Below are 24877 nucleotides of genomic sequence, written 5' to 3'. Positions count from 1 at the left end.
ATCCTCGAAAACCCGCTGCTGAACAAAAGCACCGCCTTCACACTCGAAGAGCGTGACGCGTTCCACCTGCATGGGCTGCTGCCGGACCACATTGAAAGCCTGGAAGACCAGGTACAGCGCCGTCTGGAATGCGTGCGGGCCCTGCCGAGTGATCTGGACCGCTATGTCTTCCTGCGGGATCTGCAAGACACCTGCGAGACACTCTACTTCGCACTGATCACCGAACATCTGGAAGAGCTGCTGCCAATCATCTACACCCCCACCGTGGGCGCAGGCTGCCAGCAGTTCAGCCACATCTACCGTCGTCCGCGTGGGCTGTTCCTGAGCCTGCCGAACAAGGATCGTCTGGATCAGATTCTGGCCAACCCGCGTTTTGACAACGTCGAGTGTATCGTCGTCACCGATGGTGAACGTATCCTCGGTCTGGGGGACCAAGGGGTGGGCGGTATGGGCATTCCCATCGGCAAGCTTGCGATCTACTCGGGCTGCGGCGGTATTGATCCGTCGACCACGCTGCCGATCACGCTGGATGTGGGCACCAACAACGAAGAACGTCTGGCTGACCCGCGCTACATTGGCTGGCGCCATGAACGCGTGCGTGGTCAGGAATACGATGACTTCATCGAAGCCTTCGTGGCCGCCGTCCACAAACGCTGGCCGAAAGTGCTGCTGCAGTGGGAAGACTTCCACAAGAACAACGCCAACCGTCTGTTGGACCGTTACCGCGACCGCCTGTGCACCTTCAATGACGACATCCAGGGCACCGCTTCGGTTGCGACCGGCACCTTGTTGTCCGCCATCCAGATCACGGGTGTAGCGCTGACCGAACAACGCATCGCCATCCTCGGCGGTGGTTCAGCCGGCATCGGCATTGCTGATCTGATCAAGCACGCCATGGTTGAAGCTGGCCTGAGCGAAGAAGAAGCCCGCAAGCGCTTCTACATCGTTGGCCGTCATGGCCTGGTGACCGAACAGACCCCGAACCTGGAAGCCTTCCAGAAGGCCTACACCCAGGACAGCGCCCTGCTCAAGAGCTGGAAGCTCGACAGCGCCGACAAGGCCATGCTGCTCGACGTGGCCCGTAACGCCAAACCCACCGTACTGGTTGGCGTTTCTGGTCAGGCCGACTCCTTCAGCGAAGAGATCATCCGCGAAATGGCCCGCCATGTCGCCCGCCCGATCGTCTTCCCGCTCTCCAACCCCACCTCCTGCGTCGAAGCCCAACCGGCCAACATCGTGCGTTGGACCGAAGGACGCGCCATCATCGGCACTGGCAGCCCCTTTGCCTCCATCGACTACGAAGGCAAGACCCACCACTTCGCCCAGACCAACAACTCCTACATCTTCCCCGGAGTCGGTCTGGCTGCGCTGGCGGTCAAGGCCCGTCGCGTCACCGACGGCATGTTCCTCGCCGCAGCGCGCGCACTGGCGGCCATGTCACCCGCCAAGGACGACCCGCAAGGCAAGCTGCTGCCGCCCTTGAACGACATGCGCAAGGTCTCGGCCAACATCGCCGTGGCCGTGGCCAAGCAGGCCCGTGCTGAAGGGCTGACCGAGGCTTATACCGATGCACAGATCGATGAGCTGATCCAGGCCAAGGTCTGGGCTCCTACGTATCGGCCTTACATGCGTGGCTAACTAGTTTCCTTGTGCATCAGGTGTTGCTCATGCCGGGCCTCTGAGGCTTGGTCCGGCATGAGCAACGCCTGGCTTGCTTCTCTCAAGGGGGCTTACCCAATCTGCCTGAACATGCTTGCGCACATAGACTGTGCGAGCAGGGGCCTTTACGTCTCAAGAATGAAAAATAGCCTGATCTGTGCGCAATGGCGGTGCGTCAAATTGTGCAGTAAAGGGATGAATTGAATATGACAAAACCATTGTTTGGATTCTGGGATGGCCAGAAGATAGATATGCGCGATTCTGGCGAGCCAGACCGCCAGAATGCAGCCCCCATCCTGACGGGCTTGGAAGAGTTTGATTCTGCCAACCCGATCAAGGCATTCATTGCGGATCGTGGTTTTCTGGTGTTTGATGAGCAGACGGATCTGGCAGCTGCTTTCCACCAATACATGAGTCAGGCCGCCCAGGAATCCTGTGGCAAGTGTACGCCTTGCCGGGTGGGTACGCAGCAAATCAGCGATCTGCTGGCCAAGGTTCATCAGACACAGAATCTGCGCTCAGAACTGGCTGATATTGTAGCCATGGCCGAGCATATGGCAGAAACCTCACTATGTGGGCTGGGGCAGAGCAGTGGGCGTGGTTTGGCGGCGGCTATCCGGCATTTTCCAGATGCATTCAGCATGGATGAGGCTGCAGATGGATTGCAACACAGTTATACGTATGTTACGGCGCCGTGTATTGAGGCTTGCCCTGCCAAACTTGACGTACCGGCCTACATTGATTGCCTCAAGGATGGCAAACCCGATCATGCACTTGGCGTAGTATTGGATAAGTATCCGATGGCGGCTTCTTGTGGCCGTGTTTGCGTGCGTTTCTGTGAGAGTGCCTGCCGTCGGGCAAATGCGGATGGCGCAGTGGGCATCAAGATGCTCAAACGCTTTGTGGCAGATCAGGTCAGTGAGGGCGGACGTGAGATCATCCTCAAAAAGCCGCAGGCACAAGCTGCAGCCGGGAATAAACGGGTTGCCATTGTCGGCGCAGGGCCTGCTGGAGTGACATGTGCATATCATCTGCTGTTGAGCGGATTTAAGGTCGACGTCTTTGAAGCAGGGCAGTCTGCCGGTGGAATGGCACTGGTTGGTATCCCCAGCTATCGCCTGCCCAAAGATGTGCTCAAGGCCGAAACGGAAGATGTCATCCGTAGTCTTGGCGGCATGATTTATTATGGTCAGAAATTGGGTAAGGATTATTCTGTCGAGGCACTGGTCAAACAAGGGTATGACGCGGTATTTCTAGGGTTTGGCGCAAGTCGTGGAACCCTGCTGGGCGTTGATAACGAAGCTCCTGGGCTGTCTGGCTACGCTGCAGGGGTGGATTTCCTGCTTGATGTACACAACCATGTTGAGCATGGCAAAAAGATGGCCTTGCAAGGTGAGGTTGTCGTGGTGGGCGGCGGCAATGTGGCAATGGATTGTGTGCGTTCGGCGTTGCGGATGGGGGCCAGCAAGGTGCACCTGATCTATCGTCGCACGCGTGAAGATATGCCGGCGGATCATGAAGAGATTGATGCGGCAGAGCATGAAGGAGTTGAATTCCACTTTCTGAGCAATCCCTCGCATTTGATTATTGAAAATGACAAAGCGGTAGGCGTGGAATTGTTGCAGATGCGCCAGACCGAGCGTGATGCAAGGGGCCGCGTCGGGGTGGAGGCTGTGCCAGGGTCGGAGCATGTGCTGCGCTGTGATCTAGTGATTGCGGCCATCGGCCAGCAGATGGACCGCGATGTGCTGTGTGCCGAAGATGATATCACTACGGACCGTTGGGGATGCATCCAGGTGGATGCAGATACTTTGCAGACATCACGGGACAAAGTGTTTGCCGGGGGCGACTGTGTATTGGGGCCGTTGACCTTGATCCACGCCATGGATCATGGTGCCAAGGCCGCAACGAGCATCCGTGATTATCTCTTGAAGGGGCGTTCCCAAGTCAGCCCCGAGGCACGTATGCAAAAGCTGCTGGCCAAAAATCGGCTGCTGCGTAGCGACAAACCCACCATCACCCCGATCCGGATTGACCGCGCCCGTGTGCCGGAACTTGATGCGATGGAACGGGTGAAAAATTTTGAGGAAGTCGAGCAGGGGATCTCCAAGAACGCTGCATATCGTGAGGCTGAGCGTTGCCTGCGTTGCTATCGGGTGTACTCGATGGTGACCCGCTATCCCCTTGCCGCTGATACGTCGGCTTCCCCGCAATCTAGTCAACATGCTGTGTGAGTGGAAATGAAAGCAACCATCAATGGCCTTGAAGTCGGATTCGAGGCATCAGACACCATTCTTGACGTAGCCCGTCGCAATGGCATCCATATTCCGACTTTATGTGAATTGCATGATATCAACCATTCTCCCGCAACCTGTCGTGTCTGTCTGGTCGAAGTGCATCAGGTTGAAGGGGCGGAACCCAGCTACCTGACGGCCTGCGATACAGCAATGGGCGAAGGTTGGCGGATTATGACACGTACACCTGTGGTACGTGAAAAACGCCGGGTGCAGATGGAAATGACCCTGGCGGACCATCACCAGGATTGCGCCACCTGTTCGCGTACAGGGGATTGCGAACTGCTGGATGCCGCAGATTCTGTGGGGCTGCAGCGGGTTCGTTTCCAGCGCCGCCCATTGGCGACGACTGCGCTCGATATACCTGAAAATGCCGCAATCATTTATGATCAAACCCGCTGCATCCGTTGCCTGCGTTGCGTAACGGTTTGTCGTGAAATCCAGACTGTGGATGCGTTTGAGGTAGTTGGGCGCGGAGCCAAGGCTGGTGTGCGGATACGTAATGCCGACAGTGCGGGTGAATCTGCCTGCGTGGCCTGTGGCCAATGCGTGATGGTTTGCCCGACCGGGGCATTGACCGAACGCGATCAGACCCAACAGGTAGTCGACTATCTGGCCGACCCAGATATCATCACCGTGTTCCAGATTGCTCCTGCAATCCGGGTCGGTTTTGGTGAGGAATTCGGCCTGCCAGCGGGGACCAATGTGGAAGGCCAAGTGGTGACGGCCTTGCATCGCATTGGCGCCGATATGGTGCTGGATACGAGCTTTGCGGCGGACCTTGTGATCATGGAAGAGGGCAACGAGGTGCTGCAACGCTTGCGCAAGGGGGAAGGGCCGGTGATGACATCGTGCTGCCCCGGCTGGGTGAGTTTTGCGGAAAAGAATTATCCAGAAATCCTGCCGCATCTCTCTACTTCACGTTCTCCGCAGCAATGCCTGGGGTCTTTGGTCAAGAGCTATCTGCCCAAGAAGATGGGTGTGCGTGCCGACAAGATCCGTATGGTTTCCATCATGCCATGTACTGCCAAGAAGGAAGAGGCTGCGCGTGAGGAGTTTTGCCACGATGGGATCAAGGATGTGGACGTGGTGCTCACGATCCGGGAGTTTGCCCGCCTGCTGCGCCATGAAGGGGTTGATCTGAAAGCTCTGCCTGCCACGCCATTCGACAGTCCTCACCTTGCCGAATATACCGGCGCAGGGGTGATTTTTGGTACCTCCGGTGGGGTGATGGAGGCCGCCATACGCACGCTCTACTACGCGGTCAATGGCAAGGAACTGGGCCAGATTGAGGTGGAAGCCGTGCGTGGCAGCGAGCACCTGCGTTCAGCAAGCATTGATGTGGGGGGCGACGTTGGGCAGGTGCGGGTGGCTATTTGCCATAGCCTGAAGGCGGCACGCTCCTTGGTGGAAAGCGTCAAGGCGGGTGAGTCGGAATATGACTTCATCGAAGTGATGGCATGCCCGGGCGGATGCATCCACGGTGGCGGGCATCTGCGTGGCAAGCACCGCTATTTCAAGCAAGTGGAACAGCGCCGCGACGCGCTCTACAGCGCAGATCGCCAAAAGCAGGTGCGCCAGTCTCACCATAACGTGCAGGTACAAAAACTCTACGAAGAGTATTTGGAGCACCCCTTGTCGCATCGTTCGCATGAGTTGCTGCATACGCACTACCGGGATCGCAAACATCCTGCATGTGCCGACATCCAGGCGATCTGGCAGGAACTGGATGCACATCGTACAACGGAAGAAGCATGAGGTTGGCATCATGACTGAAAACACTACAGACTGGTTGGATGCAGCAGCGGTGCAGACCGTTTTGCAGAATGCAACGGAAGATGCCGGGCGCATCCGTGAGCTTCTTGCGAAAGCGCGTGAGCTTAAGGGGCTGAGCCTGGAAGAAGTGGCGGTCCTGAGCCGCGTGGAAAGCCCGGAGCTGGTGCAAGAACTCTTTGATGCAGCCCGATACGTAAAAGAGGAGATCTACGGGCGCCGCATGGTGCTGTTCGCTCCGCTATACATATCGAATATCTGTGCCAATGACTGTGTGTATTGCGCCTTCCGTAGCACAAACAAGAATATTTCGCGCAGTGCATTGGGCATGGAGCAGATCCAGCGCGAGACTTCGGAGCTGGTCGAGCAGGGGCACAAACGCCTGCTGTTGGTCGCGGGGGAAAGTTATCCTGCTTCACGCGGGGGCTTCCAGTATGTGCTTGACGCGATTGCGGCGGTGTATCAGGTAACAGAGAAGCGCGGCAATATCCGGCGTTTGAATGTCAATGTGGCACCGTTGGAAGTAGAGCAATATCGGCAGTTGCTGGAAGCAGGTATTGGCACCTATCAGATTTTCCAGGAGACCTATCACCGCGAGACCTATGCCGCAGTGCATTTGAGTGGTAAGAAACGTGATTTCGACTATCGTGTTTCTGCACTGGATCGTGCGATGCAGGCAGGGATCGAGGACGTGGGCATGGGCGTGCTGTTTGGCCTGCATGACTGGCGCTTCGAATTACTGAGCCTGATGCAGCACATCGGCCATCTTGAACAGACCTTTGGTGTGGGTTGCCATACCATCAGTGTGCCGCGCATGGAGCCTGCTCAGGGGGCGCCGATGTCTGAGCAGCCACCTGCTGCGGTGTCAGACGACGAATTCCGCAAGATTGTGGCGATTCTACGGGTGGCAGTTCCGTATACCGGTATCATCATGTCGACACGCGAATCGGCACAGATGCGCCGCGATACTTATGCCTTGGGCGTATCGCAAGTTTCGGCAGGGAGCCGCACAAATCCAGGAGGCTATACCGAAGGGGAAGCCGCTACGGGGCAGTTCCAATTGGGCGATCATCGCTCATTGGAGGAGGTTGTGCAGGAACTCTCCAACTTGGCATATCTCCCCTCGTTTTGTACCGCCTGTTATCGCCTGGGGCGCACGGGGCAGGATTTCATGGATTTGGCCAAGCCTGGGCTCATCCGTCAAAAATGCGATCCGAATGCCGTGACAACTTTCCAGGAGTATCTGATCGACTTTGCGTCAAGCTCCACGCGTGCGGCGGGAGAACAGGCTATTGCCTGCGAGCTTCAGCGCATGGACCCCAAGGCCTGTCGTGCTTCTGAGAAGATGCTCAACAAGATCTTGGCGGGCAAACGCGACGTGTATTGCTGAGGGTTTTGCGATGGATCGCGTGCGCATCGAGAGTGATTCCCTGGGTGAATATGCTGTGCCTGCACAAGCATGGTATGGTATCCACACAGCTCGTGCCCTGGAGAACTTCCACATTCTTGGTCAGCCGGTTGCGATCGATCTGGTGGCTGCAATGGCTGAAGTCAAGATTGCCTGCGCACGCACTAATACGGAGTTGGGCTACCTTGATGCTGAACGGGCGGGGGCGATTGTGCAAGCCTGTGAAAAAGTCATCGCAGGTGAATTTGAGAATGATATTGTCGTAGATGCGTTGCAGGGTGGGGCCGGAACGTCCTTGAACATGAACCTCAACGAGGTGATTGCCAACCGGGCCGAAGTCTTGCTAGGGGGCGAGCGTGGCCAATACCTGCGCGTGCATCCCCTGGATCACGTCAATCTGCATCAATCCACCAATGATGTATTCCCGACAGCACTACGGATTGCAGCAATACGCGGATTGCATCGTCTTGAGCATGCCTTGGTTGCCTTGCAGACGGCATTGCAAGACAAGGAACAGGCTTTTGCTGCGGTAGTGAAACTTGGGCGAACCCAATTGCAGGACGCCTGCCCGACTACCCTGGGAGCGAGTTTTGCAGCCTGGGCGGAGGCGATTGGGCGGGATCGCTGGCGGGTATTCAAGTGCGAAGAGCGCCTGCGCGTGGTCAATCTGGGCGGCACTGCGATTGGCACGGGTCTGGCCGCTCCGCGCGAGTATATTTTCCGCGTGGTCGAGCGCTTGCGCGAACAAACCCGCCTGGGTTTGGCGCGTGCTGAAAATCTGGTGGAAGCAACACAGAACACCGATGCTTTTGTCGAAGTTTCCGGCATACTCAAAGCGCATTCTGTCAATCTGTTCAAAATTTCATCGGATTTGCGCCTGTTGGCTTCTGGCCCCCGTGGTGGGCTGGGGGAGTTGCGCTTGCCTGCGGTGCAGGTAGGCTCTAGCCTGATGCCGGGCAAAGTTAATCCCGTCATATGTGAGGCTGTGGCGCAGGCGGCGATGTACGCGATGAGCCAGGATATGGCCGTCACGCTCGCTGCGCAGTCTGGTCAATTGGAATTGAATGCCTTCCTGCCCCTGCTGGCACATGGCTTGTTGGGGAGTCTGAATGTACTGACCCAGGCATGCATCAGTCTGCGTGAGAAGTGCGTTCTTGGTATTGAGGCTGATCCAGATCGATGCAAAGAGCATCTTGAAAATTCTTTGGGCACGGCCACTGCGTTGGTACCCGTGCTGGGGTATGAATGTGTAGCCGAGCTGGCGCATGAAGCTCGGCGGACGGGGGAATCCATCCGTGCGCTGGTGCTTCGCCGTGGTTTGCTCTCGGCCGTCCAGGCTGATCAATATTTGTGTGCCGAAGCGATGACTTCGCTAGGCTTCCGGGCGGCCAGAGCTGAACCGGTGCAATGAAGGAGAAATGAAAATGCAGGAGACTCCCAAAGGATTGCGTGTGCATATCGGCATACTGGGGCGGCGCAATGTAGGCAAATCCAGTTTGATGAATGCATTGGTCGGGCAATCTGTGTCGATTGTTTCCGATGCTCCCGGCACGACGACTGATCCGGTCGAAAAGACTTTGGAGTTGGCTCCTTTGGGCCCCGTCGTGTTTGTCGATACAGCTGGGCTGGACGATGAGGGTGCCTTGGGTGAGTTGCGCGTGCAAAAAAGCTGTGAAGTGCTCGAACGAGTTGATCTCGCCGTCGTGGTGGTTGGGCCGGAAGGCATGGGGGTGTTTGAGGAGCGCTTGATTGTTCGGCTTCAGGGGCGCAAAACGCCTTTCGTGGTGGTTTTCAATAAGGCGGACTTGGCCCGTCCTTCAAGCGAAGCCTTGGCGCAACTGACACATGATGGCATCAAATACGTGTGTGTGTCTGCGCTGCATAAAGAGGGCATGGCGGCGCTCAAGGAAGCCTTGTTCCACCTTGCGCCAGAAGGGGCAATTGAAGATCCGCGTCTGGTGGGCGACCTCATCGGAGCGGGCGATCTGGTGATGTTGGTGGTGCCGATAGACCTGGGGGCGCCAAAGGGGCGATTGATTCTGCCGCAGGTTCAGACCATGCGTGATGTGCTGGATGCAGATGCTTCTTGCATGGTGGTGAAAGAGCGTGAGATGGTTGATGCCTTGGCACGCTTGCGCACGCAGCCCAGATTGGTGGTGTGTGATTCGCAGGTTGTGCTCAAGGTGGCAGCAGACACCCCTGCACATATCCCGCTGACTACGTTCTCAATTCTCATGGCGCGGTTCAAGGGCGATATGATCCGGCTTGCCGAAGGAGCTGGCGCAATCTCGCGTTTGCATCCAGGGAGCCGGGTGTTGATTTCCGAATCATGCTCTCATCATTCTCTGGCGGATGATATCGGCCGGGTCAAGATTCCGCGTTGGTTGCGCCAGTTTGCCGGGGGCAATATCGAGGTGGATGTGGTCTCGGGTAAGGACTATCCAGAAGACCTCTCGCCCTATTCGCTGATCGTGCAATGTGGTGGTTGCACCGTCACCCGTAAGCACATGCTGGCTCGCCAATATCGGGCACAGAGCCAGGGGGTTCCCATGACAAATTATGGCATGGCCATATCCGTGGTGCAGGGGGTGCTTGATCGTACTCTTGCCTGTTTCCCCGCCGCGCAGCAGGCATATCGGCAAGCCAGCAGGGTTGCCGATTCGCGTGAGGCGGAAGTGGAGCTGGTTTCGTGAGCGTTGCAGGCACAGCGGTTCGGATCAACTGGCAGCCTCGCCCTGACAAAGCAAAATTGGGCTTGGTGGAGGATGGGTTTGAGTTTTCGGCGTCTGACATACACGCTGGATTCCTCGACAGAGAGACCCTTCACCGGATCTTGGCGGCTCAATCGGCGCAGAATATTGAAACCATTCGCCGGGCTGCTGAAAAAACGCTGCTTGAGCGGTGTGGTGATACTGTACGCCTGCGTGGTCTGGTTGAGTTTTCCAACCGTTGTGTGTGCGATTGCAATTACTGTGGCATACGGCGCAGCAACCGTGCCGTCAAACGCTATACTTTGAGTTTGGCGGAAATCGTTGAATGTGCACAGTGGTGTGCGGCCAAAGGCTATGGCTCGCTTGTGTTACAGGCGGGTGAGCGGCGTGATGAGAAGTTTGCTGCCTTTGTAGCCGAGGCTGTACGCGCAATCAAAGCTGAGACATGTAGTACGGAATTGCCTGAAGGCCTGGGGATTACCCTGTGTGTGGGGGAGCAGAGCGAGGCCACCTATGCGCGGTGGTTTGAAGCGGGCGCCCATCGATACCTGTTACGCATGGAAAGTTTCAAGCCCGCCTTGTTTGCTGCCTTGCACCCCAGGGAGCAGACCTATGCGGCAAGGCGCGAGGCGCTGGCGACGCTCAAGCGTTTGGGTTATCAGGTGGGGACGGGCGTGATGATCGGTTTGCCGGGGCAGAGTCTGGATGATCTGGTCGATGATCTGTTGGCCTTCCGTGACCTGGGGGTGGATATGATCGGGATGGGGCCCTATATTCCACATGTGCAGGCCCCACTTGGTGGTGCTGACCAAATAGGTTCGGCGCAGGCTCGTTTGGGGCTTTCTCTGCGCATGATTGCTGCAGCCCGCCTTCTGTTGAAGAACGTCAATATCGCAGCGACTACTGCCTTGCAGGCATTGTCGGAAACGGGGCGTGAGCAGGGCCTGCGCTTTGGTGCCAATGTCATCATGCCGCAGGTCACCCCGGTGCGGGTGCGCAGCCAATACACCTTGTACGATGGTAAGCCTTGTCTGGACGATAATGCCGAGCAGTGCTGCGAGTGTCTGCGCAAGCGCATTGAATCGGTGGGCCGACGTGTGCTTTATCAGGCTTGGGGGGATTCGGCGCATTTTGCCCAGCGCCGGGCGCTTGCCAAGGCATAGGCGGAAACGCTGCAGCAATTCTGGCGGGGGTATCAAAAGGCTGCGGCGTTAGGTGGGGCGGCACCCTATAATAAGAAGATACTTTTTCGCAATGGGGCGTGCATTGTCGTTTCGTCCAAAGAACATCGCCTTGGCTCTTTGTAAGCGCGGATTGGGGCTGACCCCAAGGCAGCGCATCGTGGCCCTGATTGTTGGTGCGCTTGTGGTGACCTTGCTGTTCGGCCGAGGGGTCTACCTATGGACGTTTGAAGCCGCAATCCAGGAAATGCGCGGCAATGCTCATCATCGCCTGGACCTCTATTCGGCCAGCCTTGAGCGGGAGATTGATAAATACGCCAATTTCCCCTATGTGATGGGGTTTGATGCGGCGGTGATGGAGATGCTCTCCAAGCCCGGCGACATGGCTTTGCGACAACGCGCCAATCTTTACCTGGAACGCCTGAACCAACGCGTCGGCACACTGGCGGTGTTTGTGCTCGACAAGCCAGGGCGGGTAATTGCATCCAGCAACTGGAACAAGCCGGATAGTTTCGTGGGGCGTGATCTTTCCTATCGGCCCTATTACCAGCATGCGGGGATTGATCATGTCGAGCGATTCTATGGCATCGGCACCACCAATAATGAGCCCGGTTATTTTCTGTCGACTTCGCTCCACATAGGGGGGGAGGTCAAGGGCACTGGCGTGGTAAAGGTGAGCCTGGAACAGTTGGAACGTTCCTGGTCGTCTGCCGAGTCACCTGCCATTTTGTCTGATGATCATGGTGTAGTGGTGCTGTCCTCCGTGCCAGCCTGGAAATACAGCACCTTGCAGCCTCTGGACGAGGCAGCAAGGCAGCAGATTGCATTGGCTCAGCAATACAACAACCGCAAGCTGGCACCGGTCGGCATGGCGGTTCGCCGGGTGTTTGACGCGAATAGCCGTATTGTCTACCTCCCGCCGGTTGCGAACAATGATGCCAGTGTCTTTACCACGTCGGGCCTGTTTTTGGCACAAACGCGCATGATGCCGGGTACCCCCTGGCATCTGACTGTATTCTCCGATCTGAAGAAAGCCGATGATTTTGCGCAGATGCGCGCGGCATTGGGCTCGCTTGGGATGGCTTTTTTGTGGGGCTTGTTCCTGACTTTTCTGCAACGCCAGAAGCATGTCCGTGAATTGGTGCTGGCGCGTTCGGCCTTGCAGCGGGCGCATGACGAGTTGGAGCGCAAGGTGATCGAGCGTACCGCCGATCTGTCTGCTGCCAATGAGCGCCTGCAGGAAGAGGTGGAAGAGCGCAGCCGTGCCGAGCGTACCCTGCGGGAAGCGCAAAGTGGGCTGGTGCAGGCGGGCAAACTTGCGGTGTTGGGGCAGTTGTCGGCAGGGATTGCCCATGAGCTGAACCAACCCCTGGCGGCACTGAGCACCTTGTCGGGCAATGCGGTGAAGTACCTGGAGCGGGGCGATGTGCAAACGGCCAGCTCCAACCTGGATCGGATTGGCCCGCTGGTTGAACGTATGGGGCATTTGACGGGACAGCTCAAGACCTTTGCCCGCAAATCGACGGGTGGGCCAAGAGCGGTGCCTTTGCAGAAATCCATCGATAATGCGCTGTATCTGTTGCATCATCGCTTGGTCAAAGGGATGGTCAATGTGGCAATTGATGCACGTGAGGGCGATGCCCAGGTGTGGTGTGACCCGAATCGCCTGGAGCAGGTTTTGCTGAATCTGATTGGCAATGCGCTGGACGCGATGGAGGAGCAGGAAAATCGCAGGCTGGAGATCCGCTCCTATTGTGAAGGTGATTTTGTGTGCCTGCTGATACGTGACAACGGCCCCGGTTTGAGTGTGGATAGCCTGCAACATACATTTGAGCCTTTCTACACCACCAAGGCGCCGGGAGTCGGCCTTGGCCTGGGTTTGGCAATTTCCGCAGGGATCGTGCGGGACTTTGGTGGTGAGCTGAAAGCAACAAATTCACCGGAAGGCGGCGCAGTATTTTCGCTGACCATTCCGGCGTACAAGGAGACGAGACTGTGATGCCAAATGGCTTGAAAGTGCTGATTGTCGAAGACGATCCGGATGTGCTGCTTGGCTGTGAGCAGGCGCTCCAGCTTGAAGGCATGGCCACACAGGGGGCTGATTCGGCAGAAAAGGCGATCAAGCTGGTGCGCAGCGAGCTGCCGGGCCTGATCGTCAGCGACGTGCGCCTGCCCGGTAAGGATGGTCTGGCCTTGATGCGCGAGGTGCTGACGCTTGACCAGGATCTGCCCGTGGTGCTCATCACCGGGCATGGTGATGTGTCGCTCGCCGTGCAGGCGATGAAGTCTGGCGCCTACGATTTCGTCGAGAAACCATTTGCCCCTGATTATCTGGTGGACGTCGTGCGTCGCGGTCTGGAAAAGCGACGCTTGACGATGGAAGTTCGTGAGCTGCGCCACCAGTTGCATGACAAAGATCGGCTTGATGCGCGTATCATCGGAAATTCAGATGGAATAGAACGCATCCGTGTTCTGATCAAGGAACTGGCTGACACCAACGCCCCATTGCTCATCAATGGTGAAACGGGTACAGGCAAGGAACTGGTTGCCCGCTGCCTGCATGAATTCAGCGCAAGGCGTAACGGGCATTTTGTGGCGATCAATTGTGGTGGCCTGCCGGAGAGCCTTGTAGAGAGCGAGATTTTCGGCCACGAGGCCGGTGCATTCACAGGGGCGGCCAAGCGCCGGATCGGCAAGATCGAATATGCCAATGGCGGCACCTTGTTTCTCGATGAAATCGAGAGCATGCCGATGAGTGTGCAGATCAAGCTTTTGCGCGTGTTGCAGGAGCGCACGCTTGAGCGTCTGGGCTCCAACGTGCCAGTCCCCGTGGACTGCCGCATTGTGGCCGCCACCAAGGAAGATCTCGGCGTGATGTCCGAGGCAGGGCGGTTCCGGGCCGATTTGTATTACCGGCTCAATGTGGCTTCGGTGTTATTGCCGTCCTTGCGCGAACGGCGCGAAGACGTGCCTTTGTTGTTTGAGCATTTTGTGCACCAGGCCTGCATCAATCATGGGCGACCCGCTCCAGCCATGGCCCCGGCAAAAATGCAGACCCTGATGGCCTATTCCTGGCCCGGCAATGTGCGGGAGCTGCGTAATGTGGCAGATCGTTGCGTGCTGGGCATAGAGGCTGGCTTTCCGCCATTTGCCGAGCGCAAGGATGTAGAGAATGTGTCACTGCATCAGGCGGTCGAGTCTTTTGAGCGTGCGCTGATTGCCGACGCTTTGCGGCGCCACGGCAACAACCTGAGCCAGACCGCGCAGGTGTTGCAGATCCCCAAAACCACCCTGCACGACAAAATGAAGAAGTTCGGCTTGGGCAATCCCTGAGTGTTGCATTTTCCCTTTTCCTTTAACAGGTCGGGAACCTTGTGCGCTGGCGTTTGTCTGCGTCAACGCAGCGGGCTTGCCGTTTTGGTGTAAGGTCCTGCTTGGTGGCGCATGCTTGTCGGCCTGTGCCGAAGGGTTTAATCAGGGAGTGCTTGAGCTGTGAAACAAATCAGGAAGTGGTGTCTGACAGGGGCGGGGTGCTTCCTGCTGATGTCTTCGGTATGGGCGGAGCCCGTTCAGGTGGCGGAACCAGTTGCTGCGGCAGCGCTTGGCAAGATTGCCAGTGTGGAAGGGATCGACGAGTACGTATTGCCCAACGGTCTGCAGGTGTTGCTTGCGCCAGATGCCTCCAAGCCTACAACCACGGTCAACATTACCTACAAGGTTGGCAGCCGGATGGAGAATTACGGCGAAACCGGTATGGCCCACCTGCTGGAGCACTTGATGTTCAAGGGCACACCGAACTTGCCCGGCAAGACCATCGTGCAGGAGTTTGCCCGCCGTGGCATGCAGTTCAATGGCTCCACTTTTTACGACCGCACCAATTACCACGAAACCTTCAACGCCAACGACGAATCCCTGGAATGGGCCTTACGTATGGAGGCTGACCGCATGGTCAATTCCTTCATCGCCCGCAGCGATCTTGATAGCGAGATGACGGTGGTGCGCAACGAGATGGAATCCGGCGAAAACAATCCCGGTGGCATTCTCTGGCAGAAGATGATGGCCGCAGCATTTCAGTGGCATAGCTATGGAAAAAGCACGATTGGTGCCCGTAGCGATGTGGAAAATGTGCGCATCGAAAATCTCCAGGCCTTCTACCGCTTGTATTACCAACCGGACAATGCCGTGTTGGTGGTGGCAGGGAAATTCGATCCCAAAGCCACGCTGAATGCGATCCAGCGTTATTTTGGTGTCATTGCCCGCCCGAGCAGGGTATTACAGCCATCCTATACGCGAGACCCGGCACAGGATGGCGCACGTGAGGTAACGCTTGCCCGCGTGGGGGATAGCCAACTTGTTGGTGCGCTCTACCACGTTCCAGCCGGTCCCCATCCGGATATGGCCGCTCTGCAAGTGCTGGCCTTCATTCTGGGTGATGAACCCAGTGGCCGGTTGCATAAGGCATTGGTAGAGAAAAAGCTGGCTAGCTCGGTGGATGTCGATGTATTGAGTCTGCATGAGCCGGGTGCCTTGATTGCTTTTGTGGGGCTCAACAAGACGCAATCACGAGAGGCTGCGCGTCGTGTCTTGTTGGCCCAACTCGAAGGTTTGCGCCAGCACCCGATCACGGCTGCCGAGTTGCAGCGCGCCAAGCTTGCCTTGCGCAACAATTACGAACAGGTATTGCGTGACCCCGCCCACTTTGGTGTCGCCCTGTCGGAATCCATCGCTACGGGCGACTGGCGTTTGTTCTTTATTGAGCGTGATCGTGTCGAGGCCCTTACCCTTGCAGATGTGCAGCGCGTGGCCGAGCACTATCTGCTGGAGTCGAATCGCACCCTGGGGCAGTTCATCCCCACCGAAAAGCCACAGCGTGCCGTGATTCCCGATACGCCGGATATTCAGGCGACGGTTTCTGCCTACAAGGGGCAGGCGGCGCTGGCCGAAGGGGAGAACTTTGACCCCAGCCCTGTCAATATTGATGCGCGTACTCTGCGCAGCGAGCTTGCCAATGGCATGAGGATTGCGCTCTTGCCAAAGTCGACGCGCGGCCAGACGGTCAAGGGCAGCATGATTCTGCGCCTGGGCGATGAACACACACTCAAGGGAAAAGCCAATCTGAGCAGTTTTACCGCTGCCATGTTGACGCGTGGAGCAGGCAAGCTTACCCGCCAGCAGATTGCGGACAAGCTTGAGGCACTGCATGCCCAACTGGATATCTCTGGCCAGAATGGGGTGGTGACGGTGGCCTTTGAGACCCGCCGTGAACAGCTCGCCGAGTTGCTTGTACTGATGCGTGATGTGTTGCGTAACCCCAGTTTTCCCGCTGCTGAATTCGAGCAGTTGCGCGACCAGACGCTCACCGCCATCGAAGAACAACGCAAACAGCCTGAAAGCCTCGCAGGGCGGGCGTTGGCTCGTTATGACAATCCCTATCCCAAGGGGGATGTGCGCTACGCCCCGACGGTGGAGGAGGATTTGGCTGCCATCAAGACTTTGCGCGTTACCGAGCTGAAACCTTTTCATGCTGCGTTTTATGGGGCAGACCATGCGCAGCTGGCCTTGGTCGGGGATTTCGATGCCAAAGCAGTTTCCACGCAGATCCAGCAGCTGTTTGGCAACTGGCAGGCACGCCAGCCATTCGCCCGTATTGCCACGCCATTCCGCGAAAACAAGCCGACGGAATTGAAAATCGAGGCGCCTGAGAAAGCCAATGCTTTCTTTACAGGTGGCTTGGCGTTGCCGGTAAAGGATGACGCGGCAGAAGCGCCTGCGCTCATCATTGCCAACCGCATATTGGGAGGCGGCAGCCTCAAGAGTCGACTGGCGGACCGTCTGCGCCAGAAGGAGGGCCTTAGCTATGGCGTGGGTTCATACCTGCGTCTTGACGCGTATGAGCCTTCCAGCACACTGGGGCTGTATGCGATCTATGCTCCTGGCAACCTGGAACGTTTGAAGCTGGCGTTGCAGGAGGAAATCGGACGCTTTGTGCGCGAAGGTGTTACTGAGCAGGAAGTTGCCGAGGCGCGCAGTGGATTGATACAGGCCGCACAGGTTGGGCGCAGCCAGGACGGCAACCTCGCCCGCACACTGGCGGTGCAACTCTTCCAGCAACGCAATATGGCTTTTGTGCAGGCTCAGGAGGAAAAGCTCAAGACTGTCAGCGTGGAAGATGTCAATGCGGTGATCCGCAAGTACATCAAGCCTGAGCAACTGGTGAGCGTGTTTGCCGGGGACTTTGCTGGCGCGGGGAAAACGACAACGCCTGCCAAAGCGGACTAACGTCTATCCGGGCATCCCGGGAGCATGGACCCCCGGGGAACGGGGAGATGTGCATTGTCATGCAAACCTGGGCTCGTCAAATCCAGGCCCGTATTTTCATGCAGACGAATGCGATCAGGATAAACACCCCGATTCAGCGCTTGCGCCAACGACTTTGTGAGGGAAGCTGGTGGGCAAGGAAATCCATTTGATCAGCCAGAATGCTGCGATTGGAGAGGATCAGGTATTCCGCCTTGTTGGGTACATAAGGTGCGTAGAGCAGGAGCATATGGGCCTGCTCTGGCGTTCGCCCACCTTTGCGCTGGTTGCAACTGCGGCATGCGGTGACCACATTCATCCAGGAGTCCGCGCCACCCTGGGATACGGGCATGATGTGGTCCCGGGTCAGGCGGCTAAAGGGCAGGTCGACGCCGCAATAGGCGCAGACTTGGCGATCCCGGTGGAAGAGTTCGCGGTTGGAAAGCGGGGGGGTCTGGATCAGGGCACCGGGAGGAAGGGATTTGCCCCGGATGGCGATAATGCTGTTGGCACGGATTTCGGAGCGCTGACCGGTTTTGCGGCAGACGCCGCCATGCACGGTGAAACTCTCTGAGCCAATGGCCCAAGCCACCATGTCGCGGCTGTAGTAGATCACTGCATGTTGCCAGGAGACCCAGCGATAGGGTTGCCCGTGTGAATCCAGCGTAAGTACAAGAGGGCGCTGGTTTGCCACGGGCAACAGTAAGTCGGATTCGGGCATGATGTAAGACACTGATAAGTAGTCTCGAATATGGCACCCTAACCCCCCTTGCAACGTTTTACAACCCTTTTGGGGGAATGTTGGTGGAGCGGCGATACAAACTAGCGCTGATCGGGGTGGGTGTTTCAGTGCTGGCACATTGGGTGGTGCTGGATTGGATGCGCACGCCGCAGCAAGGCGGATTGCCGCCAGGCTTGCCTTTGCAGGTGGAGTTGCGCCCGAAAGTACAGCCTGGCGCGGGGGATGAAGTGGAGGCCCCATCGCAGCCTGTATTGCAGGGCCGCCCCCATCCTCCAGATGATGAACGGCAGCCGACTCGCCAGCAGGTGTCCGCGCCTACTGCACGCGCCAAAGCATCTGCTGGTTCTCTCTCCGCGTTTGTAAAATCTGCTCAAGCCTTGGATGAAGGGCAGGGGCCTGCACCAGAGGTATCGCGGGATCATGGCTGGCGAGCTTTGACGGATGAGGAGGCGCAGGTCATGGTGCGCCTGCGTCTGGCCAGTATGCTGGCAGATGAACAATTGAGGCTGGATGCGCCAGTCACCTTGCAATTGAGGCGGGGCGCAGGTGGTGTACCTATGGTGGACGCCGTAGGTGGTGCTGCGGATACGGTACAGACGCGGCGCCTTGTGGAAGCGGTTCGCCAGCGGCTTGGGCAGCAAAGCGACTTGTTGCCGCCAGGGCTGCCTTTACCTATTGATATTGAATGTTTGCCAAATTAAGTCCAAACCGGATTACTTTGGAGCCAATGTGGCTTCATGAAAGCCATAGTGGCTACGCTCCCGGTCTTCCAGAAAAAGGCGCAGCGTCAGGCTGACCGAGCGAAAGGCGAGTTCATCCCAAGGGATTTCTTCCAGAGCGAAGAGACGGGTTTCGAGGGTTTCATCGCCGGGGGCAAAGCTGGCGTCATCCATTTCAGCACGGTAGAACAGGTGGACCTGGCTGATGTGCGGAATGTTGACCATGGAAAACAGCCCGACTAGCCGAACGTGGGCGCAGGCCTCTTCACGGGTTTCGCGGCGTGCCGCCTCGGCTGTGCTCTCGGCCATTTCCATGAAGCCAGCAGGCAGGGTCCAGAAACCAAGCTGAGGCTCAATGGCGCGGCGGCATAGCAGGATGCGTTCTTGCCAGACAGGGATTGTGCCCACCACAAGTTTTGGGTTGATGTAGTGGATTTCGCCGCACTGATCGCATACGAAACGCGCCAGCCGGTCTCCTTCAGGAACCCGATGGCTGACTGTGGCGCCGCAGGTGGAGCAATACTTCATATCTCTTGTGTAATCGAGCTGATTTTTGGAAAGGCTGGTGATGATTTTAGCCTCTAGTGTGGAATGAATGCGGGGAGAGACTAAAGAAAAGTGTCTTTCCCGTCGTACACACAAGAGGGTGAGCGTTTTGTGTCTGAGTGTCTGGGGTGGGTTGCTTTTTGCAGGTGCTGGACAAATAAAAGTAAGAGTTCTTGTTTGCTGACATATTGAGAAGATGGCTCCACCGATTGATGTCTCTCGTTTTGAGCAACTGAAAGCCTCTGGTGATCTGCCTTCGCCCAAAGGGGTGGCGCTGGCCGTTATGCGCTTGACGCAGCAGGAAGACGTGTCGATTGCCAACCTGGCTAATGTGATCAAGACTGACCCGGCTTTTGTCGGGCGTCTGATCAAGGCCGCCAATGGTATTGTTGGCTACGGGCGCAGGCCAGTCGCGTCAGTGCAGGACGCACTGACTGTGTTGGGGCTGCCTGCGGTGCGGAACATGGCCTTGGGCTTTTCGCTGCTGACCCATTATCGGAGTGGCGTCTGCGAAGGTTTCGATTATGGGCGGTACTGGGCGGAATCCTTGCTGTCTGCCGTTTCCATGCAGGCCATCACCCTGCGTACCCGTGCCGCCGCAGCCGATGAGATGTATTGCCTGGGCTTGCTGGCCCGCGTGGGTGAAATCGCGCTGGCTACCTTGTATCCGCATGATTACTCCCGCATCGTCAAAGAAGCAGGGGGGCAGGATTTGCATCGTCTGCTGGAGTTGGAATCCCATGCGTTCGCCATGACCAATGCGGAACTGGGTGCGGCTATGCTGGCCGACTGGGGCTTGCCGCGTATTTTTACCGATGCGGCGCATTGCGTGGCCAGTAGTACGGAAAGTACCCAATCGGAAGGCCAGCGTGAATATGTGGTAACGCAATCGTTGGCCCTGTCTCAACAGGTGGCCAAATACTGCCTGGGGGCGGAGCAAGAACGTCCGCAGCATAAGCACCGCCTGTTGATCGCAGCTTCGCGCTTGAATTTTGATGAAGAAACTTTTGGCACCCTGACGGATGGTGTGGCGCGGGAATGGTTGGAGTGGGGCGCACTCCTGAGCATTCACGCGGAGGTACTGCCTCCCTTTGGTTCAGTCAAGGCGCTCGCGCCTGAGCTGGGTGCGGATGGGGCTGAAGAGGAGGTGCCCCGTCAGGATGTCTCCATGCGCGCGCTGATTGTGGATACCGATGTAGCGGCCTGCCAGACGATTGCACAGTTCCTGGGTGAGAACGGCTTCCAGACGAGCTTTACGCATGACGGCTTCAGCGCGGCGGAACTGGCGCTGGACTTTATGCCGGACATGATGCTCATTGGTGAGGGGCTGCCAGACATGAGCGGCGGAGAGCTGGTTCGTGTCATCCGCAAGACCCGTATCGGACGGGCTTTATACATCCTGATCTTGGCTGAAGATGTGCAAGAGGAGGTGGTGGTGCAAGCGCTGGAGGCGGGGGCGGACGATGCCTTGCCTAAGCCGGTCAATCTGCGGGTATTGCTTGCCAAGCTAGGTGCCAGCAGGCGGCTGACTGATCTGAATCGGGAAATCGAGCAGGATCGTGAGGAAATTCGCCACTTTGCGGCAGAATTGGCGGTCAGTAACCGGCGCTTGCAGGACGCCGCTATGACTGATCCTTTGACCGGATTTCCCAACCGTCGGTGCTTTAGTGAACGGTTCGCACAGGAATGGGCCTTTTCCTTGCGCAACAAGCGCCCCCTGTCCTGCATCCTGGTTGATGTCGACCATTTCAAGGGCATCAATGATACCTATGGGCATGATGTTGGCGATGCTGTGCTGGTACAGGTCGCCCAGGCCATCCGTGCCGCAGTGCGTACCCAGGATGTGCTGGCACGGCTGGGGGGAGATGAATTTGTGGTGCTTTGCCCCGGCACGGCCATTGAATCTGCCATGGTGTGCGCGGAAAGAATCCGCAAAGCCATGCACGACTTGATCATGGACACACGGTTGCGGAGTGTAAAAATTTCTATCAGCGCGGGTGTGGCGTGTCGGGATGCCACCATGACCGATGCCGACAGCTTGTTCAAACGCTCGGACGACGGCCTGTATCTAGCCAAGAAAAAAGGGCGGGATCAAGTGGCTACTGCCCAGTTGCCGCAGGGGCGCCCAGGCGGCAGCAGTGCTGCAGGGGCTTGATTATCCAGCATTAACTCTCTCGACTGGTGCTGTGTGGCGTAGCTTTTCAGGCTGCAAAATTTTTTTAAAAAAAGCCTAAAGTTCTTCTCAAGGGGGTCGTTAATGGTCGTAACGGTAGCGAGGAACCTTGTTGTGTAAGATAAATTCTTACATGCTCGCTGCTGTCTCTTACTACAGCAATATCCGACACAGCCTGATTGGTAGAGGAGTCCTTTATCTGGACAATTCATTGCCATAGAGGCCGTGTTCGCCTCTCCCCAAAAGGTGTGGAGGTCAATGATGAAAATGGATATTGCAAACGAGATCCGCGAGCTGAACTTGTCTTATCTCATGCTTGCGCAACAGATTCTCCGTGCAGATCGGGCCTCCGCCATGCTCAAACTGGGGATTGGCGAAGATGTTGCCGAACTGATCGAAAACCTCTCTCCTTCACAAGTGTTGCGTATGGCCTCCAGCGACATGCTGCTGTGCCAGTTCCGCTTTGACGACACGCTGTTGCTCAACCTGATGTCCAATCATGGTCGTGAAAACAGTGCTGCGCGTATCCACGCGACCATCCTGGCGGCGTCCAAGGCTGTTGAACACATTGCTTGAAGCGGGAGAAGAGCTATGCGCATGAAGAGCCTGATTGAAGACACCCGCGAGAATCAACGTGCGATCGACATGATCGAACTAGGTGCGCGGATGCAGATGCTGGAGTCGGAGACCGGCTTGTCGCGGGAGCGCCTGCTCAAGCTCTACAAGGAAATCCGTGGCGAATCGCCGCCCAAGGGCATGCTGCCGTTTTCTACCGATTGGTTCATCCCCTGGCAGCAGAATGTTCACGCTTCACTATTCATGTCCCTGCTGGGCTTTGTCAATCGCAACACGGGCTTGAAGGGGCTGGATGCTACGTTGCAGGCATTTCGCATGTATCGTGAGCAGGTGGCGCTCAATGAGCTTGAAGAAGTATTGAGCCTGACCCGGGCATGGACGCTGGTGCGTTTCTTTGACGCAAAAATGTTGCAATTGAGCACCTGTTGCAAATGTAGCGGCAGTTTTGTTGCCCACGCTTTCGATCCCTCCAAGGGTTATGTTTGTGGGCTGTGTCACGTACCTGCCCGTGCGGGCAAGGGGGGCAAGCGCAGCGTGCGGGATGAATGTGAAATGGCATCGTAATGGACTATTGTTGATTTGCCGCAACCCTCCTCAGAACCTGTGGTGTTGTGAATCATTGAGCCGCCAAGCTTTTGGCGGCTTTTTGTTATTTAAGTGACTTCAAGTTTCCGATTGCGGTGCCGATAGCCAGCATGGATGGTGGATAATCCTGTCCTTGGGTTTCAAACAAAAGGGCGCGGACGCTGAACAAGCGTGTTTATGGCCCTGGCGACACCCGGTTTTCGCATTCTGCGGCACACAAGGGTCTTGAAGATGCTTTTGATTGTTGGCTACATCATCATTCTGGTTGCCTCTATTGGCACCTACTCTGTCCACGGCAGTCTTGCCGCGCTGTGGGTGCCAATGGAGTATCTGGCCATTATCGGGCTGACCCTGGGTGGTTTTCTGGGCGGCAACGGGATGCGTTCGGTCAAGGCCACTTTTGGTGGATTGTCCAAGGTTTTCAAAGGCTCTGGTTACAACAAGGCTGTCTATATAGAAGTTTTGGCCATGTTGTATGAAATCCTTGGCAAAGTCCGCAAAGAGGGGCTGATGTCGATTGAAAACGACATCGAGAACCCGGATAGCAGCCCGATTTTTTCCAAATACCCCAAGTTCCAGCACGACCACCACGCGATGGAGTTCCTGACGGACTATCTGCGCATGATGGTAGGGGGCAATCTCAATGCCTTTGAGCTGGAAAACCTGATGGACATTGAAATTGAAACCCACCATCAGGAAGCCCACGTGCCTGCCCACGTCATGGCCAAGGTGGCAGATGCCACACCGGCTTTCGGTATCGTGGTGGCGGTGATGGGGGTGGTCAACGTGATGGGCTCGGTGGGGGAGCCGCCTGCGGTGTTGGGCAAGATGATCGGTGGCGCCCTGGTCGGCACCTTCCTGGGGATTCTGATTTCCTATGGCTTCCTTGGACCTTTGTCCGGCCAGTTGGAGCAGGTCAGCGAAGAAGAGGGGAAGGTCTATCAGTGCATGAAGGTGGTCTTGTTGGCCAGCATGAGTGGGTACGCCCCCCAGGTGGCCGTTGAATTTGGCCGCAAGGTGCTGTTCTCGGCTGACCGGCCAGGATTTACCGAACTGGAAGAAGAACTCAAGAGCCGCAAGGGCAAGTAAGTGGAGCCTTGTGCATTGCTAACCCCTATCCGGTTCCGAATTTGCCATGAGTAGCAACGACAACCAGCAACCCATCATCGTCAAGCGCATCAAAAAAGGTGGCGCGGGGGCCCACGGTGGGGCGTGGAAACTGGCCTATGCTGACTTTGTGACGGCGATGATGGCCTTCTTCCTGCTGATGTGGTTGCTGGGTTCGACCACCAAAGGGGACTTGAAGGGGATTTCTGATTTCTTCCAAAGCCCCTTGAAGCTCTCTATGGAAGGTGGGCCTGGGTCCGGTTCCTCGAATTCAGTGTTCTCTGGCGGTGGGCAGGATCTAACCAAATCGATTGGTGAAGTGGCCAAGGGTAGCTACAAGGAACCGAAAAAGGCGAATGAAATTAAGGTTGTGCCGGAAGCCTCCAAGCTGGCCCCGGAGACCTCCAAGAGCAAGCCGGAAGGGGAAGAAGCCAAAGCGCAGCGCGAAATGGCTGAGCGGGCCATGTTGCAGGATGTGAAGGCCAAGCTGGAAGCGGTGATTGAGGCGAGCCCCGATCTGCGGCAATTCAAGCGGCAGCTTTTGCTGGATATGACTTCAGAAGGGCTGCGTATCCAGATCGTGGATGACCAGAACCGCCCCATGTTTGATTCGGCCAGTGCCGAGATGAAGCCTTACACCAAGGTGATTGTCCGCGCCATCGGCCAGGTACTCAATCAGGTGGAAAACCGCATCAGCATTTCGGGCCATACCGATGCAGCACAGTATGCAGGGGGGAACAGGGGGTTTTCCAACTGGGAGCTTTCTGCCAACCGTGCCAACGCCTGTCGGCGTGAGTTAGTGATGGGCGGCTTGGAAGAACGCAAAATGATGCGGGTTGTGGGCTTGGCCTCCAGCATTGCCTTGGACAAGAACGACCCTTTCAATGCCATCAACCGGCGCATTACCCTTGTGGTCATGAACAAAAGGACAGAGGAGGCCATCCTTCAGGATGGTAAGGATCTGGACGTAAACGCCAATGTACCCTTGGTGCCAGAGCCGATTGTGGAAGGTGCCAAGCAGGTATTGGGAGGTGGCGGCTCCAAGAAATGACAGGCCCGTCAGCGTGAGGGCGGGGGCTGTAACGGTCATGAAGAGCATGCACGAA

At 56.9% G+C, this 24877-nt stretch carries 18 protein-coding genes; 16 read left to right on the top strand and 2 right to left on the bottom strand.

Features of this window, described 5'->3' with window-relative positions; genetic code table 11:
* From B145_RS24625 to B145_RS24620, 10 genes are all read left to right on the top strand, one after another.
* Positions 1-1638, top strand: a 1638-nt coding sequence (locus B145_RS24625) for an NAD-dependent malic enzyme (protein ID WP_018606047.1), incomplete at its 5' end; no start/stop codon positions are given.
* Between the two features lie 227 nt (positions 1639-1865).
* Positions 1866-3893 (top strand): FAD-dependent oxidoreductase, encoded by a 2028-nt coding sequence (locus B145_RS28385; RefSeq protein ID WP_018606046.1) that lies wholly within the window; start codon positions 1866-1868, stop codon positions 3891-3893.
* A 6-nt stretch (positions 3894-3899) separates the two neighbouring features.
* Positions 3900-5711, top strand: a complete 1812-nt coding sequence (locus tag B145_RS28380) for a [FeFe] hydrogenase, group A (RefSeq protein WP_018606045.1) — start codon at positions 3900-3902, stop codon at positions 5709-5711.
* A 10-nt stretch (positions 5712-5721) separates the two neighbouring features.
* Positions 5722-7116: a [FeFe] hydrogenase H-cluster radical SAM maturase HydG gene (gene hydG / locus B145_RS0106525; RefSeq protein WP_026258890.1), complete on the top strand. Its 1395-nt coding sequence runs from the start codon at positions 5722-5724 to the stop codon at positions 7114-7116.
* 10 nt (positions 7117-7126) lie between these two features.
* Positions 7127-8545 (top strand): aspartate ammonia-lyase, encoded by a 1419-nt coding sequence (locus tag B145_RS0106520; protein WP_018606043.1) that lies wholly within the window; start codon positions 7127-7129, stop codon positions 8543-8545.
* Between the two features lie 13 nt (positions 8546-8558).
* Positions 8559-9827, top strand: a complete 1269-nt coding sequence (gene hydF / locus B145_RS0106515) for a [FeFe] hydrogenase H-cluster maturation GTPase HydF (protein ID WP_018606042.1) — start codon at positions 8559-8561, stop codon at positions 9825-9827.
* A complete protein-coding gene (gene hydE / locus B145_RS0106510; RefSeq protein WP_018606041.1) occupies positions 9824-11008 on the top strand; it encodes a [FeFe] hydrogenase H-cluster radical SAM maturase HydE in 1185 nt (394 codons plus the stop codon). Before hydF ends, hydE begins: the two co-directional genes overlap by 4 nt.
* 103 nt (positions 11009-11111) lie before the next feature.
* Positions 11112-13025, top strand: coding sequence for a sensor histidine kinase (locus B145_RS0106505; protein WP_245541830.1), 1914 nt, complete (start codon positions 11112-11114; stop codon positions 13023-13025).
* Positions 13025-14359, top strand: a complete 1335-nt coding sequence (locus B145_RS0106500) for a sigma-54-dependent transcriptional regulator (RefSeq protein WP_018606039.1) — start codon at positions 13025-13027, stop codon at positions 14357-14359. The genes B145_RS0106505 and B145_RS0106500 overlap by 1 nt, the downstream gene beginning before the upstream one ends.
* A gap of 159 nt (positions 14360-14518) precedes the next feature.
* A complete protein-coding gene (locus B145_RS24620) occupies positions 14519-17305 on the top strand; it encodes a M16 family metallopeptidase (RefSeq protein WP_157288298.1) in 2787 nt (928 codons plus the stop codon).
* A gap of 133 nt (positions 17306-17438) precedes the next feature.
* Here the strand turns inward: B145_RS24620 and B145_RS0106490 are convergent, their stop codons facing one another.
* Positions 17439-18044 (bottom strand): HNH endonuclease, encoded by a 606-nt coding sequence (locus tag B145_RS0106490; protein ID WP_018606037.1) that lies wholly within the window; start codon positions 18042-18044, stop codon positions 17439-17441.
* Between the two features lie 83 nt (positions 18045-18127).
* Here B145_RS0106490 and B145_RS0106485 point away from each other — a divergent pair, with 83 nt between their 5' ends.
* On the top strand, positions 18128-18766 hold the full coding sequence (locus B145_RS0106485; RefSeq protein ID WP_157288297.1) for a hypothetical protein: 639 nt from the start codon (positions 18128-18130) through the stop codon (positions 18764-18766).
* Positions 18767-18778: 12 nt separating this feature from the next.
* Here the strand turns inward: B145_RS0106485 and B145_RS0106480 are convergent, their stop codons facing one another.
* Positions 18779-19312: an NUDIX hydrolase gene (locus B145_RS0106480; RefSeq protein WP_018606035.1), complete on the bottom strand. Its 534-nt coding sequence runs from the start codon at positions 19310-19312 to the stop codon at positions 18779-18781.
* Between the two features lie 214 nt (positions 19313-19526).
* Here B145_RS0106480 and B145_RS0106475 point away from each other — a divergent pair, with 214 nt between their 5' ends.
* From B145_RS0106475 to motB, 5 genes are all read left to right on the top strand, one after another.
* On the top strand, positions 19527-21485 hold the full coding sequence (locus B145_RS0106475; RefSeq protein WP_018606034.1) for a GGDEF domain-containing response regulator: 1959 nt from the start codon (positions 19527-19529) through the stop codon (positions 21483-21485).
* Between the two features lie 276 nt (positions 21486-21761).
* Positions 21762-22079 carry a flagellar transcriptional regulator FlhD gene (flhD, locus tag B145_RS0106470; protein ID WP_026258887.1) on the top strand — a complete coding sequence of 106 codons (318 nt, stop codon included), beginning with the start codon at positions 21762-21764 and terminating at the stop codon, positions 22077-22079.
* 21 nt (positions 22080-22100) lie between these two features.
* Positions 22101-22643 (top strand): flagellar transcriptional regulator FlhC, encoded by a 543-nt coding sequence (gene flhC, locus B145_RS0106465; RefSeq protein WP_342662010.1) that lies wholly within the window; start codon positions 22101-22103, stop codon positions 22641-22643.
* A gap of 252 nt (positions 22644-22895) precedes the next feature.
* Entirely contained in the window at positions 22896-23753 is an 858-nt protein-coding gene (gene motA / locus B145_RS0106460) for a flagellar motor stator protein MotA (protein WP_026258886.1), read from the top strand.
* A 46-nt stretch (positions 23754-23799) separates the two neighbouring features.
* Positions 23800-24822, top strand: a complete 1023-nt coding sequence (gene motB / locus B145_RS0106455; protein WP_018606029.1) for a flagellar motor protein MotB — start codon at positions 23800-23802, stop codon at positions 24820-24822.
* The last annotated feature ends 55 nt before the right edge of the window (positions 24823-24877 follow it).

It is taken from the genome of Uliginosibacterium gangwonense DSM 18521 (assembly GCF_000373965.1).
Classification (GTDB): Bacteria; Pseudomonadota; Gammaproteobacteria; order Burkholderiales; family Rhodocyclaceae; genus Uliginosibacterium; species Uliginosibacterium gangwonense.
This window is presented reverse-complemented; position numbering and strand designations above follow the sequence as displayed.